The organism is Mesorhizobium sp. M0060, assembly GCF_040323155.1.
Taxonomy (GTDB): domain Bacteria; phylum Pseudomonadota; class Alphaproteobacteria; order Rhizobiales; family Rhizobiaceae; genus Mesorhizobium.
The window spans coordinates 1-16,428 of the sequence record NZ_JAMYUP010000061.1 but is presented as its reverse complement, the minus strand read 5'-3'; the positions used below and the strand labels follow the sequence as shown (position 1 = coordinate 16,428).

Sequence of the window (16,428 nt, the reverse complement as noted above, 5' to 3'; positions counted from 1 at the left end):
GACCCAGGAGATGCGGCGGACCTGAGCATCATGGGGTATTCTTCGGATCGAACCGGCGATCTGGCCTCGCGCCGGTTCCGTCTAGAGCTTCACATTTGCGCAACAACTTATGGAAATCAACCGTTTCTTAACCAAGCCTCGCAAATCGCTTGGATTAAGGTAAATTCGTAACCCTGTTGGGTTGACCGACTAATTGGTGTTCGGCGCTACGCCGCCTTGGCGACGACGCGATTGCGGCCGCCGCTCTTGGCTTCGTAGAGCGCAAGGTCGGCGCGTTTCATCAGCGCCGAGACCGTGTCCACCCCTTTCAGCACCGACGAAACGCCGACGCTGACGGTGACTTCGACGGCTTTGCCTTCGGCGCCGATGGGAAACGGCAGCTGGGCGATTTCGGCGCGAATACGCTCGGCGACCTTTTCGGCCACCGCGCCGTCCGTGTCCGGCATCACCACGACGAACTCCTCGCCGCCGAAGCGGCAGGCCAGGTCGATGCCGCGCACATTCTTGCGCAGCCGTCGCGCGAATTCGCGCAGCACGTCGTCGCCGCCGTCATGGCCGTGCGTGTCGTTAATAGTCTTGAAGCGGTCCAGATCGGTGATCATCACCGACAGCGGCCGGCGCCGCGCCACGGCGCGGTCGAACAGCGTCTGCAGATGGCTGTCGAGATAGCGGCGGTTGTGCAGGCCGGTCAGGGCATCGGTCACCGCCATCTCGATGGTCTGGGTGACGCTGGCGCGAAGCTGGTCGTTGTAGCGCTTGCGGCGCACCTGCGTGCGCAGCCGCGCGGTCAACTCCTGCTGGTCGATCGGCCGCATCAGATAATCGTTGATGCCAAGTTCAAGGCCACGGATGATGCGCCCCTCCTCGCCCTCGTCCGCCAGAAGGATGATCGGCAGGAAACGGGTGCGATCGAGCGAGCGCAATTGCGAACAGAGCCTCAGCGGGTCGAAGTCGGCGAAAGCCGTCGAGATCATCACGCACTCGTAGGGCAGCTCAGCAGCCTGAAAGAAGCCGGCATGCGGATCGGTGGCGACGTCGAGATCGGCGCTGCCGCGCAGCATCTTCTGGATGCGCTCGAAGGAGGACTTACGCTCATCGACCAGCAGCACCTTTGGCACTGCGTCGTCGGCAGCGAAGTTGCGGCTCAAAAGCTCCTCGATGCCGATATTGCGCGTCGTCGAGGCGCGCAGCCGCAGCTCGTCGGTCAGCGACTTCAGCCTGACCAGGCTCTTGACGCGCGTCATCAGTTGCAGATCGTTGACCGGCTTGGTCAGGAAATCGTCGGCGCCGGCCTCGAGGCCCCGCACCCGGTCCGAAACCTGATCAAGCGCGGTGATCATCACGACCGGGATGTGCGATGTCGCCGGGTCGCCCTTCAGCCGCCGGCAGACCTCGAACCCATCCATATCAGGCATCATCACGTCAAGCAGCACGACGTCGACCTTGCCGTTCTCGCAGATCTCGATCGCATCCGGCCCGTTGGTGGCGGTCAGAACCTCGAAATATTCGGCAAGCAGCCGAACCTCCAACAACCGGACATTGGCTGGGATGTCGTCGACGACGAGGATCCGCGCGGTCATTTCACAAAGCTCCGGCTCGGCTGCAAAGGTACATCAGGCATCGCCCAGGTAGGATTTGATGGTTTCGATGAAACGCGGCACCGAGATCGGCTTGGAGATATAAGCCTCGCAGCCGCCCTGGCGGATGCGTTCCTCGTCACCCTTCATCGCAAATGCGGTGACGGCAATGACCGGGATGACATGCAAATCGTCGTCCTCCTTCAGCCATTTGGTCACCTCGAGGCCGGACACTTCGGGCAGTTGGATGTCCATCAGGATGAGGTCCGGTCTGTGCTGCCGCGCTAGATCCAGCGCTTCCAGGCCGTTGCGTGTGCGCACCGTCTCGTAGCCGCTCGCTTCGATGAGGTCGCGAAAGAGCTTCATGTTGAGCTCGTTGTCCTCGACGATCATAACCTTCTTAGGCATCGATTTCCCGTCCCGGCTGACCCTTTTGTCCAAGGATGCCGTCATGCGCCCTCGCCGGTACGCATCAAACCCTGCTTCACTATACAGCGATATGATTGACGAAACGGAAACCGGCCGCGGCAAAAGCCGCCGGATTCCACCTCGATCGCCGCATTGAAGAGCTTGCCGCAAGCGGCGCTTGCGATTACTGCGAAAAGAGACTCATTTCACTCCAAAGAAGGTAGTGATGGCAAACTCAGCGTCAATGCGCGAGGAAGCGGAAACCCTTGCCGTGAAGGCATTGGGCTTCGTCGCCGCCGATCCGGAGCTGCTGCCGCGTTTCCTGGCGATCACCGGCATCGAAGCCCATTCCATCCGCCGGGCGGCCGGCGAGCCGGGATTCCTGGCCGGCGTGCTGCAGTTCATCCTCGCTCACGAGCCGACGCTGATGCGTTTTTCCGAGGAGACCGGAACGCCGCCCGCCGCAGTCGGCAAGGCATTGCGGGCGCTCCCGCTCGGCGACGACAATCATGAGCATTCGATATAGGCGACGATCCCGAGACTGCGGGCAGATCGAAGAACCTGCCGCAGACGACGGGCCACTGCTGGTGCTTTACGGCGTTGCCTCTTCCCCACTGTCGTCAGTCCCGACGGGGTCGGCCGGCTTCAGCATGGCGCCGTTGACCGTCACCGAACCGTCGGCTTTGGTGTTGATCACCCATTCCAGCCGGCCGTCCGGCAGCGTCTTGCCAAACCCTTTGATCGCCAGCGCGCCGGTAAAATACTGCGCGGCCTGCGGGTCCGTCTTCGCCGCCGTCTGCAAGGTCTCCACGATCTTTTCGTATCCGGTGATGTCGACAGTCACGTCCGCATCCGGCTTCTTGCCGGGGAACTTCATCTCGCCTTCCATCGCAATCTCGATGTTGCCGTTCTTGATCGTGCTGTGTCCGAGAACGACCTTTGGCGTCTTGGCCAGGAAGTCGGCGGAGATCTGTTTGCCAAAATCTGCCGGCAGCGGTGGATCCTTTCTGAAATCAAGGGTTTCTATGGTTTTCTTCGCTATGCTGTCCAGATCGATGTTGGCGCCGCCGAAGTTGAGGTCGATATCCGTCGGCAGCAACGCAACGCTCCAGCTGGGCAGCACCTGCTGCGGCATTGTCAGGCCGGAAACCTTGAACGCGTAGTTGATCTTGCCGTCCTTGGCGATGCCGTCCATGCCGACGGCGGAATTCAATTGCTTCGCACCGAACTTGCCGACCGGGCTCTCCACCACAAAGTCCTTGAAGCCGTAGGTGCCGTCGATCCGCTCCCACAGTGGCAGTGCTGCCGTCAGAAGCGATTTGAACTCCGCCTCATTCGCCTTGAATTTGGCTTCATCGTCAGTCGCCACGATGAAAGCAAGCAGGTCGAGCAGCGGCTTTGTCCGTAAACCCTTGCCGGTCGCATCCACGGAAAGTTCAGGCGCTTTTACAGCAGCCGGAAAACTCAACCCACTTTTGGGATCGTTGACTTTGATCGTTTCGGCGAAGTTCGTTATTTTTTCCGTTACCGTGAAATCGATGCCGCCATTTGCGGATTTGGTCGAAGCTATTACGGCAGTGCCAGGACCGACCGTGACATCCGCCTGCTGCTTGGGCTCTCGGGTGGTCATCGTCATGCCAGCCATCGAACCGGTTGCGCTCGCGAAAGCGGCTAGGTCGGGGTCATAAACTCCGGTGAACTTGTTGTCCGACACGGAGAAGTCAATGTGCTGCGGCCCCTCAGGGCCACCGAAATCGATAGACCCCTTGGGCGACACGTCCGCCGAAACGTCCCAGTGTCCATCTTTGCGTGGCTTGACCAGCATGAAGTAAGGCGTGATGTCGAACTTGAAGGCTTGCTGCTTTGCCATCAAATCCGTGACTGGCTTGAAGTCGAATGCCAGCTTGTAGGCATCGCCGTCGACTGAAATTTTAACGAACCCGATATCGAACAGCTTCTTGCCGAAATAGTGCGCCAGATCGTCGGAAAGCTGCTTGGCGCCTTGGCTGTCGACCGCCTGGCCGAAGGCCGGTGCGCTGCAGGCAAGAAGTAAAACAAATGGCAAAACGCGCTTCATGTCGATCCTCACTTAATCGCACCGTTTCTATCACTGGTAGGGAAATACCATCACAGCCGCAAGAGAAGGCCCATGTGTTGCGGCATCGCTTACAGCACCAGCCGCACCAGCGGCCGGCCTGGCTTGCGCTCGACCAACCGCTGGAACCCGGCCTTTTCGAAGACCCGCGACGACCCGACGAACAGCCCGATCGAGCGCGAATCCTTCGACAGGTCGATCGGGCACGCCTCGAGCAGCCGTGCACCACTTTCCCGTGCAAAGTCGATGCCGCCTCCGACCAGGCGGTGCGACAGGCCCCTGCCGCGTGCCTTGGTGCGGATGAAGAAGCAGGAGATCGCCCAGACGCCCGGATCGGTGGCGTCGGCCGGGTCGATCGGCGCCGACCCCCTGCCCTGGTTGTTCCATTCGGGCACGTCGGCGCGCGGGCCGATCTGCATCCAGCCGACCGCCTGGCCGTCCTCGAAGGCCAGCAGGCCGGGCGGCGGCCCGGCCTCGATTCGTGCCTTGATGTGGTCCTTGTTGCGCTCGCGATTGCTCTCGCGGCGCACCGCCGGCGCTAACCGGAAATGCGTACACCAGCAGCCGTAACAGGCGCCCTGCTTGCCGAAAAGGTCCTCGAAATCCGCCCAAAGCTCAGGCGTCAGCGGTGCGATGATCGTCTCCATCAATCCTCTCCCGGCCAGCCGCCTTGTGGCCAGCCTCGCACTGTCGTACCATTGCATTTGTTCTCTTTTTGTTCGCAGCGATGGCGGCCCCTGTCAACAATCCCGAACACGGTTTTTGCCGCGACTGCCTGAGTTTCCAGGGCAGCGAGGCACGCCGTTGCGAGCGCTGCGGCAGTCCGCGACTCGCGCGTCACCCGGAGCTTTACCGGCTGCGTCTTGCCCATATCGATTGCGACGCGTTCTACGCGGCGGTCGAAAAGCGCGACAATCCGGCCTTGAAGGACCGGCCTTTGATCATAGGCGGCGGCAAGCGCGGCGTCGTCTCCACCGCTTGCTACATCGCTCGCGTCCATGGGGTGCGCTCGGCAATGCCGATGTTCAAGGCGCTCGAAGCCTGCCCGGAAGCGGTGGTCCTCCCGCCGGACATGGAAAAATACGTCCGCGTCGGCCGTGAGGTGCGCGCTATGATGCAGGCGCTGACGCCGCTGGTCGAGCCGCTCTCGATCGACGAGGCCTTCCTCGACCTCGCCGGCACCGAGCGCCTGCATGGCCTGCCGCCTGCGGTGGTGCTGGCGCGCTTCGCGCTCGGCGTCGAAAAGGAGATCGGCATCAGCGTTTCGGCGGGCCTTTCCTACTGCAAATTCCTGGCCAAGGTGGCGTCGGATTTTCGCAAGCCGCGCGGCTTTTCGGTAATCGGCGAGGCCGAGGCGACCGGCTTCCTGGCCGAGCAGCCGGTGACGCTGATCTGGGGCGTCGGCAAGGCTTTTGCCGCCACGCTTGAGCGCGACGGCATCGGCACCATCGGCCAGCTGCAGCGCATGGAGCGCGGCGACCTGATGCGCCGCTATGGCGTCATGGGCGACCGGCTCTACCGGCTGTCGCGCGGCGAGGACGACCGTCGCGTCGTTCCCGGCCAGGACGCGAAAAGCGTCTCCGCCGAAACCACTTTCGATACCGACATTGCCTCCGTCGACGAATTGGTCTCGGTGCTGAGGGCGCTGTCGGAAAAGGTCTCGGCCCGGCTGAAAAAATCCGGCATTGCCGGACGCACGGTCGTCCTCAAGCTCAAGACGCAGGATTTCAAGATCCGCACGCGCAATCGCCAGCTCGGCGATCCGACCCGGCTGGCCGACCGCATTTTTTCGACCGGGCTCGAGCTGCTGCGCAAGGAAGCGGATGGCACAAAATACCGGCTGCTCGGCATTGGCGTCAGCGATCTCTCCGACGATGACAGGGCGGACCCGCCCGACCTGGTCGACGTCCAGTCACGCAAGCGCGCCATGGCCGAAGGCGCCATCGACACGCTGCGCGGCAAGTTTGGCCGCAGGGCGGTGGAAACCGGCTATACCTTCGGCAAGGGCCGCGATGCCCATCCGCCCGAGCCGATCGAGGAGTGATACGGCATAGGGCATGTTAAGATTCAGGTCAGGAGAGTGGTGGCTTCCGAGAACCGGAGCGGAGCGTACTGTCGGGTACGCAAGCACCGGAAGCGCAAGAAGCCGCCGTTCGCAGGCCGGCATCACCTGAATATGCCCTGCTCAGGTGCGCCGCAGATCGATCCTGCTGGTCACCACCCTTTTTCCGGTTTTCGGATCGGTATCGATAACGGTCAGCCGCATGCCGTCCTCGCCGGTTTTCTCAACAGTCATTTGCGCCCTGCGATCGCCATTGACCTCCTTGGCCCAACGGATGCCGAGATTGATTGCGTTGCCGGAGCGGCTGCCGCTCAATTGCGCCGGCCCGGTGCGCGATCCGACATAGGTGCCGGTGTATTTCGTCCCGCTCGATTTGAGATCGGCGCTGATGGAGCGCGTCACCACGATAAGACCGCGGCAGCTGCCGTCGAGCGATAGCGAGCTCGACGTTGCGTCGGAATTGAAATGACAGGAGACATTCACCGTCGGCGCATCGGTGGTCACCTTGACGATGCCTTTGCCGGCGAAATTCCCCTGGAATGAGCGAAGAAAATCCGGATCGTCGGCATGCGCTGCCCCGGCCCCGGCCCCGGCCCCGGCCGTCAGGCAGCCGGCAAGTACAAATCGTGCAAGTGATTTCATCGGACCGCTCCTCGTTGGTATCCAAAACACAGCACGCAAACACTGAGGGACCAACGCTCCCCTCAGCGGCGGGTTCCGGCTTCAACATCACTGTTTGCAACGCTGCACGGCTGGCCCAGTCGAATGCGTCGGCTAGCGGTTGCGATGAAAGCGCCGGCTTGCGACATAGCGCCCATGGCACCCGCACCCTCGATCCCCAAGGCCGCGTTCTGGATGGCGCTGTCGATCGCCTCGTTCCTGGCGATGTCGGTGGCCGGCCGCGCCACGACGGCAGAACTCAACGTTTTCCAGGTGCTCGAGCTGCGCTCGGTGATCGGCTTTTTCATCCTGCTGCCGCTGGTCATGATGTCAGGCGGTTTTCCGGCGATGCGCACCGGTCGTCCGCTGGCCCATATCACCCGCAACGTCGTCCACTATACCGGCCAGGCTGCCTGGCTTTACGCCTTGACGCTGATCCCGCTTGCGGTGCTGATCTCGATCGAATTCACGACGCCGATCTGGACCGCGCTGCTGGCGGTCGCTTTCCTCGGCGAAAGGCTCTCCCGGCCACGGCTTGCGGCGATCGTGCTCGGGCTGATCGGCGTGGTGATCATCGTGCGTCCGGGCGTCGGCGCGGTCAATCCGGGGCATGTTATCGTGCTGGGCGCCGCGGTCTGCTTCGGCGTCTCGGTGGTCCTGGTCAAATCGCTGACGCGGACGGACAGCGTCGTGCGCATTATCTTCTGGATGCTGATCATCCAGTCGGTGCTTGGCCTCGCCCCGGCGCTATACGAATGGCAAAACCCGCCGCTCGAGCTCTGGCCGTGGATCCTGCTGATCGCGTTTACCGGCATGTCGTCGCATTTCTGCATGGCCCGCGCACTTGTCTATGCCGATGCGACGGTCATCTCGCCAATGGACTTTTTGCGCGTGCCGCTGTCGGCGATGATCGGATGGCTGCTCTATCACGAGCAGATCGACGCCTTCACCGCCGGCGGCGCCCTGCTGATCCTGCTCGGCAATCTGCTCAATCTGCAGAAAAAAGCCACCAAACCTGCTGAAGCGGCAGCAGCGTAGCGCTGCAGTTTCAATCGCCGTCGTCGGGTATGTTCAGAACGTGCCCACAGGCCTTGCAATGAACGGCGTCGGGCTCGTGCCGCTGCAGCCCGCATTGCGGGCAAGGAAAGAACACCTTGGTGGGACGGAAGAGCGCCTGCCCAGATTGGCCAGCGCTGCAGGCATCAGCAGCGTCAACAGGATGAAGCCATCGATCCACGACGCCGGCTGTTTCATCAAGCGCAGCATGTCGTTGGAGGCAAGCAGCCGGGCAATCATGTCGGCGGCGACAAGTGCTGCCACGGAGTAATCCAGCCAGAGGAACGAGGACGACTTCTGGATCACCGGCGTGGCGATGAAAAAGGCAATGATGGCAAGGTCGATGACAACAGCCGCAAGCTGAAACCGGAACGCCGCCGGTGTGCGCCCGTGATATAGCTTGCGCAGCCTGTCGCGGAGCCGCGCCAACGCCGAAAGATCCTGCGCCCTATTCTTGTCAGCTACCTTCATGACGACTGCGATAGCGTTCGGGGCACCAGCCGTCCAGGGGCGGAGCAGGGAGAAGCCGCTATGGCTCTTGAGAACATTCGGAGAGTTTCAGACCCGGAAGACAATCAGACCGGTTTCGCCTCGATGATGCTGATGCGAGGTCCGGCTTCAACAATATTCGAGACCTGGAAATCCGATGCCGCAAGCAGCAACTTAAATTCTTCCGCCGTGCGCTCCTGCCCGCCCGGCATGATCAACATGTTCAGATCGCCAAATTTTGCGCTGGCGCCTTCGTTGGGCGGCGCCAGAATGCTCTCAAGCACCAGCAGTTTGCCTTCTGGGCGCATCGCCCGGCGGCAGGTTTTCAGGATCCGGGTGTTTGTGTCGTCGTCCCAGTCATGCAGGATCCATTTAAGCACAATCGCATCGGCGCCTTCGGGCACCGAGACGAAGAAATCGCCGGCGACGATGTCGCAGCGATCGGCCACGCCCGCGGCGTCAAAGACCGGGCCGGCCTTCGCCACTACCTGCCGCTGATCGAAAAGAATGCCGCGCTGGCCGGGATTGCGGCAGAGGATTTCGGCAAGCAGCGCGCCCTGCCCGCCCGCGACATCCATAACGACGGAGAACGGCCGGAAGTCATAGGCCGCGATCACCGCGGCGGCGACGCCACGCGACATGGCCGTCATCGCCCGGTCGAAGATGACGGACTCTTCCGGGTGCTCCGCCCGATATTCCCAAACGCCCTTGCCATAAGCGTGGCGAAAGGCGTTTTCGCCGGTGCTGACACTGTGCAGCAGATCGCTCCATGCTCGACGGAAATAGGCCCGTCCGGCCAGAATCGCCCACGGCGCGACCGAATGCTGAACATCGGATCGCAACGCGCTGCCAACCGGCGTTAGTGAGAAGAACCGGTCTTCCGCTTCATGGAACACGCCGACCGACGCAAGGGCGCGCAGCAGCCGGTAGAGCGCCTGGGGATGGGTATTGGTCAACGCGGCAAGTTCGCCGCTGGCGCGTTTTCCGTCCTTGAGATGATCTGCAATGCCCAGCGTGGCGGCGACGCATATCGCCTGAGATACCTGGAACCCGTTGACCATCTTCTGGAGTTCGGCAGCGGCTGTCCGCTCATCCATGACACGCTCCCCGGCCGCCAAAAGACCCAGGCCGGCAACCGAAAAGACGAGTTGATGGTATGGGCGGGTGAGCTCACGATACCAGCGGCATTGTCACCGGGCAATGCCGGCGCTGGGGTGGCGAACACGGTCGAAACAAACGGAACCGTGCTAATCGCGTTAGATCACACCAGTTCCACCTCGACCACGCCCGGCACCGCACGCATCGCCGACGCAATCTGCGGCGACACGCGGTAGCGGTTGGGCAGTTCGATCTCGACCTCGCCCTCGCCGCCTTCCTTGATAACGATGATGCTCACCTGACTGTCGCCACGCTGGCCAAGCTGCGATTGGATTGTCGATGCCGGTCCATCATTTCTGACAAAGATGCGCAGCGCTTTCTGGATGCGGCTTGCCTCGTCCTCCAGCGACTGCACGGTCTGGATGCGCAGATTGACGCCTTCGGGCCTGTCCTCGGCCGAAACGGTGATCACCACCGAGCGGCCGGGTTCGAGCAGGTCGCGGTATTGCGCCAGTCCCTCGGAAAACAGCACCGCTTCATATTGCCCCGACGTGTCGGAAAACTGCACGACACCCATCTTGTTGCCGGTACGCGTCTTGCGTTCCTGCTTGGTGGTGACGGTGCCGGCAAGCCGGCCGGCGGCAGCACCGCGTTTGACGGCGGCCGAGAACTCGCCCCAGTTCTGCACCCGCATCTTCTGCAGCGCCGCCTTGTATTCGTCGAGCGGATGCGCGGAGAGATAGAATCCAACCACCTGGAATTCGCGGTGCAGGCGGTCGGCGGCGAGCCAAGGGTCGGTCGCCGGCAGGTTGAGCGCCTGCGATTGCGCGCCTAGCGAGGCGCCAAAAATGTCGTGCTGGCCGGTGACCGCGTTCTGCTGCGCCAGCGACGCCAGCCCCATCATCCGCTCGACGCCGGCCATCATTGCCGCGCGGTCGTGACCGAAGCAGTCGAGCGCACCGGCCATGATCAGACTTTCAAATACGCGCTTGCCGACGATCTTCGGATCGACCCTCTCGCAGAAATCGGCGAGGCTCTTGAACAGGTTTTCGCCGCGCGTCGCGACGATGTGCTCGACCGCCGCATCGCCGACACCCTTGAGCGCGGCCAGCGAATAGAAGATGCGGTTCTCGCCGACCTCGAAATCCCGGAACGACGTCATCACCGACGGCGCCACCACTTCGATGCCGAGGCGCAGCGCATCCTGGCGGAAATCGGCGAGCTTGTCCGTATTGCCCATGTCGAGCGTCATCGACGCGGCCAGGAATTCGACCGGGTAGTGCGCCTTCAGATAGGCGGTCTGGTAGGAGACGACGGCATACGCGGCGGCATGCGATTTGTTGAAACCATAGTCGGCGAACTTTGCCAGCAGGTCGAAAATGAAGTCGGCTTGCGGCTTGCCGACGCCGCGCTCGACCGCACCGGAAACAAAGCGCTCGCGCTGCTTGTCCATCTCGGCGCGGATCTTCTTGCCCATGGCACGGCGCAATAGATCGGCTTCGCCCAGCGAATAGCCGGAGAGCTCCTGCGCGATCTGCATCACCTGTTCCTGGTAGACGATGACGCCTTGCGTCTCCTTGACGAGATGGTCGATCTTCGGATGGATCGATGCCATCTCCTCCTCGCCATGCTTTCTGGCGTTATAGGTCGGGATGTTCTCCATCGGCCCCGGCCGGTAGAGGGCGACCAGCGCGATGATATCTTCGATGCAGTCGGGCCGCATGCCGATCAGCGCCTTGCGCATGCCGGCACTTTCCACCTGGAACACGCCGACCACCTCGCCGCGCGACAGCATTGCGTAGGTATCGGGGTCGTCGAGCGGAATCTTGGCCAGATCGATCTCGATGCCGCGGCGGCGGATCAGCTTGACCGCCCTGTCCAGCACCGTCAGCGTCTTCAGGCCAAGGAAGTCGAATTTCACCAGCCCGGCCTGCTCGACATATTTCATGTTGAACTGGGTGACCGGCATGTCCGAGCGCGGATCGCGGTACATCGGCACCAGCTCCGACAGCGGCCGGTCGCCGATGACGATACCGGCGGCATGCGTCGAGGCGTGCCGGTAGAGGCCTTCCAGCTTCTGCGCCGTGTCGAGCAGCGTCTGCACGATCGGCTCCCGCTCGGCCTCTTCGGCAAAGCGCGGCTCGTTGGCGATGGCGTCGGCGAGCTTGACCGGATTGGCCGGGTTCGACGGCACCATCTTGCTCAGCTTGTCGACCTGGCCGTAAGGCATCTGCAGCACGCGGCCGACGTCGCGCAGCACCGCGCGCGCCTGCAGCGTGCCGAAGGTAATGATCTGGCCGACCTGGTCGCGGCCGTATTTCTGCTGGACGTAGCGGATGACCTCCTCGCGCCGGTCCTGGCAGAAGTCGATGTCGAAGTCGGGCATCGACACACGGTCGGGATTGAGGAAGCGCTCGAACAGCAGCGAAAAGCGCAGCGGATCGATGTCGGTGATGGTCGTCGAATACGCGACCAGCGAGCCGGCGCCCGAACCGCGGCCCGGCCCGACCGGAATGCCTTGCACCTTGGCCCATTTGATGAAGTCGGCGACGATCAGGAAGTAACCGGGATATTTCATCTTCTCGATGACGCCGAGCTCGAAATCCAGCCTTTCGCGATATTGCTCGGCCGTGTAGCCGGGCGTCGGCCCATGCGCGGCCAGCCGCGCCTCCAGCCCTTCATGCGCCTGCCTGGCAAGCTCCTGCGCCTCCGCTTTCACCGCCGCCTCGGCGTCGGCGACGTCGCCACCGGCAAAGCGCGGCAGGATCGGGTTGCGGGTCTTGGGATAATAGGAGCAGCGCAACGCGATCTCGACCGTGTTGTCGATCGCTTCCGGCAGGTCGGCAAACAGCCTCGCCATATCGGCCTGGCTTCTCAGGAAATTGTCCGGCGACAGGCGGCGGCGATTGTCGGCCGCGACCACGGAACCTTCGGCGATGGCGATCAGCGCGTCATGCGCCTCGTAGTCCTCACGAGAAAAGAAAAACGCCTCGTTGGTGGCAACCAGCGGCAGATCGTGGCGGTAGGCGAGGTCGACCGACGACTGCTCGATGGCGCGATCGTAGCCGGAGACCCGTTCCAGCTCGACATAGAGCCGGTCGCCGAACAGGCCCTGGAGCGCCAGCAGCCGCGTCTCGGCGAGTTCGCGGCGGTCCTCCTTCAAGGCATTGCCGATCGGGCCGCGCGGCCCGCCGGTTAGGCAGATCAGACCGTCGGAGTGGCCCTGCAGCATCTCCGTCGTCAGATGCACCGCTTCGCCGGGCGGTGTCTCGAGGTAGACGCGGCTGACCAGCCTGACCAGATTGCTGTAACCGGCCTCGGTTGCGGCGATCAGCACCACCGGCCGCATCTCCGGCCCTTGGCGCCTGCGGTCGCGCTGGCTGTCGCTCGCCTCGCCGGAAAAGGCGAGGTCGATCTGGCAGCCGATGATCGGCTGGATGCCGTCCTTTACCGCTTTCTGGGCGAATTCCAGCGCGCCGAACAGATTGTTGGTGTCGGTGACGGCGATTGCCGGGCACTCGTCCTGCACCGCATGACCGACGATCTTGCCGAGCTGCAAGGCGCCTTCGAGCAGCGAATAGGCCGAATGCACGCGCAGATGAATGAACCGGCGCGCCGGCGCCTCCGCTCGCGACGCCTTGGCATAGGCTTCGCGCAGCAAGGGATCGCGTGGAAGTCTCTCATCCGCCATGGTTTTTTTCGCGCTGCCTGAAAGGACTCAGTCGATAAAGAAGTATTGTCCGGCAGCAGATAACACGAGTCCAGCGGAAGCGATTGGAGCTTTGTGAGCTAGCAACCGCTTCCGTCGGTAGAAAAGGCGCTGCCACCGAAGCTGCCAATCTCCTCCCTCGTGGAGGAGATGTCCGGCAGGACAGAGAGCGGCGCTGTCCCGCCGACATTGAGGTCGGCAGTACCCGCCACGTTGGTCGAAAAGAAGCCCCAAACAAAAACCCGCCACGGCGGGCGGGTCGTCAGCGCCAATCAGCACCATGCCCAAATTAATAGCATAGCTGCCGGCACAAAGCAAGAACAAAATACGCTGTTGGGGGCAAAAAATGCGAATTCCTCACGGCCTCGCCTTGTCCCTCCTCAAGCGAGCGTGTTCGACCAATTGCAAGGTCGCGTTCCTTCGCGCGCCCCTCTGTCCCGCCAGCCTCAGGCGGGTTTCAGCCTCACGCGAATTCCATGATCACCGCATCGACGGCAAGGCTGTCGCCTGGCTTGGCGTTGAGCTTCGACACGATGAGATCGCGCTCGGCGCGCAGCACGTTTTCCATCTTCATCGCTTCGACCACGGCCAGCGTCTCGCCGGCCTTGACCTCCTGCCCCTCGGCAACGGCGATCGATACGACGAGGCCTGGCATCGGGCAAAGCAACATCTTCGAGGTATCCGGCGCCACTTTTTCCGGCATCAGCCTTTCGAGTTGGGCGGTGCGCGGCAGCATGGCGCGCGCCGTCACCGACATGCCTTTCCAGGCAATGCGGAACCCGTTCAGCGCCGGCCTGACCTGCGCCGCGACCTTGCGGCCACCGACCTTGCCGCGCCAGATGAGATCACCCGGCCGCCAGTCGGATGCCACCGTCAGCGGCTTGCCGCCGTCGATCGACAGGTCGAGCTCCATCGGAATGGAAATCATGCCCTCAGCGACGGCGACCGAAAGATAGTCCTCGCCGATCTTCACCACCCAATCGCGCTTCAAGGCGCCCGAATGCGGCGCCAACCGCCCGCCCAACCGGTCGAGCCGGTCGCGGCGCAGGAGTTCGACCGCGGTGGCGATCGCTGCCAGCACCGCTTTCTCCTCGGCGCTAGGCACGATCGGCGTGAAGCCGCTCGGATATTCCTCGGCGATGAAGCCGGTCGACAGCCGCCCTTCCCGCCAGCGCGGATGCTGCATCAGCGCCGCCAGAAACGGGATGTTGTGCTCGATGCCATCGACGACAAAACTGTCCAGCGCCTCCGACATCGCATCTATTGCCGCGAGCCGTGTCGGCGCCCAGGTGCACAGCTTGGCGACCATCGGGTCATAGAACATCGAGATTTCCGAGCCTTCGGTGACGCCGGTATCGTTGCGGATGACGAGCTCGCCGAATTGCCCCTCTTCCGGCGGCCGGTATTTCGTCAGCCGGCCAATCGACGGCAGAAAATTGCGATACGGGTCTTCGGCATAGAGACGGCTTTCCATCGCCCAGCCGTTCAGCTTGACGTCGCTCTGTTTGATGGCGAGCTTTTCGCCGGCCGCCACCCGGATCATCTGCTCGACCAGATCGATGCCGGTGACAAGCTCCGTTACCGGATGCTCGACCTGCAATCGCGTATTCATTTCAAGGAAATAGAAGTTCTTGTCGCTGTCGACGATGAACTCGACCGTGCCGGCGCTCTGATAGTCGACTGCCTTGGCCAGCGCCACCGACTGCTCGCCCATGGCTTTCCGCGTTCTGGCGTCGAGGAACGGCGACGGCGCCTCCTCGGCGACCTTCTGGTTGCGTCGCTGGATCGAGCATTCGCGCTCGCCGAGATGGAGCGTGTTGCCATGGGCGTCGGCGAGCACCTGGATTTCGATATGGCGCGGATCGACGATGAACTTCTCGATGAAGACGCGGTCGTCGCCGAACGAGCTCTTGGCCTCCGACCGCGCCCGGTCGAAGCCGTCGCGCACCTCTGCCTTGCTCCAGGCGATGCGCATGCCCTTGCCGCCGCCGCCGGCCGAGGCCTTGATCATCACGGGATAGCCGATTTCGCCGGCGATCTTTTCGGCATGGGCGGCGTTTTCGATGACACCAAGCCAGCCGGGCACCGTCGACACCTTGGCGGCGTTGGCGAACTTCTTCGATTCGATCTTGTCGCCCATCGCCTTGATGGCCTTGGGCTTCGGGCCGATGAAGACGATGCCTTCCCGCTCCAGCGCTTCGCAAAAGGATGCCCGCTCGGACAGGAAACCGTAGCCTGGATGCACGGCCTCAGCCCCTGTCGCCTTGCAGGCGGCGATGATCTTTTCCGGGACCAGATAACTTTGTGCAGCGGGCGAAGGGCCGATATGCACCGCCTCGTCGGCCATTTCGACATGCACGGCATCGCGGTCGGCGTCGGAATAGACCGCGACGGTGGCGATGCCCATCTTGCGCGCCGTCTTGATCACGCGGCAGGCGATCTCGCCACGGTTGGCGATCAGGATCTTTGTGAACATGCAGGCCTCGTCCCTCGGCTGCCCTTCTTTTATGGGCTTCCCGTTTTATGGGCTTCAGGGGGCCGGTCAAGGCAAAGTCGGGGCCTATCTCGAATGCAAATCCGCGGGCACTGACGAAAATCCGGGGTCGGAACGTCGCTTCGTGCATAGCGCAGAGTTGAGAGGTAAGTTAAATCTAAGCTTGGACTGCAGATTTGCCTTGGGAGGATTGCCTGATGAAAACCCGCGCCGCAGTCGCTGTCGCCGCCGGAAAGCCGCTGCAGATCATGGAGGTCGACCTCGACGGTCCTCGTGATGGCGAGGTGCTGGTCGAGATCAAGGCAACCGGCATCTGCCACACCGACGAGTTCACTTTGTCGGGCGCCGACCCGGAAGGCCTCTTTCCGGCGATCCTCGGCCATGAGGGCGCCGGCATCGTCGTCGACGTCGGCAAGGGCGTCACCTCGGTCAAGAAGGGCGACCACGTCATCCCGCTCTATACGCCGGAATGCCGGCAGTGCCCGTCCTGCCTGTCGCGCAAGACCAATCTGTGCACCGCCATCCGCGCCACCCAGGGACAGGGCTTGATGCCTGACGGCACGTCGCGCTTCTCGATCGGCAAGGACAAGCTCTTCCACTATATGGGCTGCTCGACCTTCTCCAATTTTACGGTCCTGCCCGAGATCGCGGTGGCCAAGGTCAATGCCGACGCCCCCTTCGACAAGATCTGCTACATCGGCTGCGGCGTCACCACCGGCATCGGTGCTGTCATCAACACGGCCAAGGTCGAGCAAGGCGCGACGGCGATAGTCTTCGGCC

General features: G+C 62.6%; 12 protein-coding genes and 1 pseudogene. 4 read left to right on the top strand and 9 right to left on the bottom strand.

All coding sequences use genetic code 11. The features are described 5' to 3' along the window. Positions 1-206: 206 nt before the first annotated feature. Both NKJ94_RS31230 and NKJ94_RS31225 read right to left on the bottom strand, forming a co-directional pair. Entirely contained in the window at positions 207-1,580 is a 1,374-nt protein-coding gene (locus tag NKJ94_RS31230; RefSeq protein WP_352530850.1) for a PleD family two-component system response regulator, read from the bottom strand. Between the two features lie 33 nt (positions 1,581-1,613). Further along, positions 1,614-1,985, bottom strand: a complete 372-nt coding sequence (locus NKJ94_RS31225; protein WP_006334976.1) for a response regulator — start codon at positions 1,983-1,985, stop codon at positions 1,614-1,616. Between the two features lie 226 nt (positions 1,986-2,211). Between NKJ94_RS31225 and NKJ94_RS31220 the strand changes: the two genes are divergently transcribed. Continuing rightward, a complete protein-coding gene (locus tag NKJ94_RS31220) occupies positions 2,212-2,511 on the top strand; it encodes a DUF3572 domain-containing protein (protein WP_352530848.1) in 300 nt (99 codons plus the stop codon). Positions 2,512-2,577: 66 nt separating this feature from the next. Here NKJ94_RS31220 and NKJ94_RS31215 read toward each other — a convergent pair whose 3' ends face one another. After that, complete coding sequence (locus tag NKJ94_RS31215; protein WP_352530846.1) at positions 2,578-4,062, bottom strand: hypothetical protein; 1,485 nt, start codon at positions 4,060-4,062, stop codon at positions 2,578-2,580. Between the two features lie 89 nt (positions 4,063-4,151). Next, positions 4,152-4,727, bottom strand: coding sequence for a GNAT family N-acetyltransferase (locus NKJ94_RS31210; protein WP_352530844.1), 576 nt, complete (start codon positions 4,725-4,727; stop codon positions 4,152-4,154). An 80-nt stretch (positions 4,728-4,807) separates the two neighbouring features. On the opposite strand from NKJ94_RS31210, the gene NKJ94_RS31205 reads away from it, so the two are divergent. After that, positions 4,808-6,124 carry a DNA polymerase IV gene (locus NKJ94_RS31205; RefSeq protein ID WP_502904231.1) on the top strand — a complete coding sequence of 439 codons (1,317 nt, stop codon included), beginning with the start codon at positions 4,808-4,810 and terminating at the stop codon, positions 6,122-6,124. A gap of 141 nt (positions 6,125-6,265) precedes the next feature. Here NKJ94_RS31205 and NKJ94_RS31200 read toward each other — a convergent pair whose 3' ends face one another. Beyond that, positions 6,266-6,784, bottom strand: a complete 519-nt coding sequence (locus NKJ94_RS31200; protein WP_352530840.1) for a hypothetical protein — start codon at positions 6,782-6,784, stop codon at positions 6,266-6,268. Between the two features lie 174 nt (positions 6,785-6,958). Here NKJ94_RS31200 and NKJ94_RS31195 point away from each other — a divergent pair, with 174 nt between their 5' ends. After that, positions 6,959-7,840: a DMT family transporter gene (locus tag NKJ94_RS31195; protein ID WP_352530838.1), complete on the top strand. Its 882-nt coding sequence runs from the start codon at positions 6,959-6,961 to the stop codon at positions 7,838-7,840. A gap of 10 nt (positions 7,841-7,850) precedes the next feature. Here the strand turns inward: NKJ94_RS31195 and NKJ94_RS31190 are convergent. The 4 genes and pseudogenes from NKJ94_RS31190 to NKJ94_RS31175 all read right to left on the bottom strand — a co-directional run bounded on the left by NKJ94_RS31190 (position 7,851) and on the right by NKJ94_RS31175 (position 15,630). Beyond that, a pseudogene (locus NKJ94_RS31190) lies at positions 7,851-8,329 on the bottom strand (zinc ribbon domain-containing protein). Between the two features lie 104 nt (positions 8,330-8,433). Continuing rightward, the gene (locus NKJ94_RS31185) at positions 8,434-9,408 is read right to left on the bottom strand and encodes a methyltransferase (protein ID WP_352530836.1); all 975 of its coding nucleotides are present in this window, start codon (positions 9,406-9,408) and stop codon (positions 8,434-8,436) included. A gap of 200 nt (positions 9,409-9,608) precedes the next feature. Then, positions 9,609-13,136, bottom strand: a complete 3,528-nt coding sequence (gene dnaE, locus NKJ94_RS31180) for a DNA polymerase III subunit alpha (RefSeq protein WP_352530834.1) — start codon at positions 13,134-13,136, stop codon at positions 9,609-9,611. 481 nt (positions 13,137-13,617) lie between these two features. Beyond that, positions 13,618-15,630: an acetyl-CoA carboxylase biotin carboxylase subunit gene (locus NKJ94_RS31175; protein ID WP_352530832.1), complete on the bottom strand. Its 2,013-nt coding sequence runs from the start codon at positions 15,628-15,630 to the stop codon at positions 13,618-13,620. A gap of 215 nt (positions 15,631-15,845) precedes the next feature. Between NKJ94_RS31175 and NKJ94_RS31170 the strand changes: the two genes are divergently transcribed. Further along, a partial coding sequence (locus NKJ94_RS31170; RefSeq protein ID WP_352530830.1) for an alcohol dehydrogenase catalytic domain-containing protein occupies positions 15,846-16,428 on the top strand: 583 nt, incomplete at its 3' end.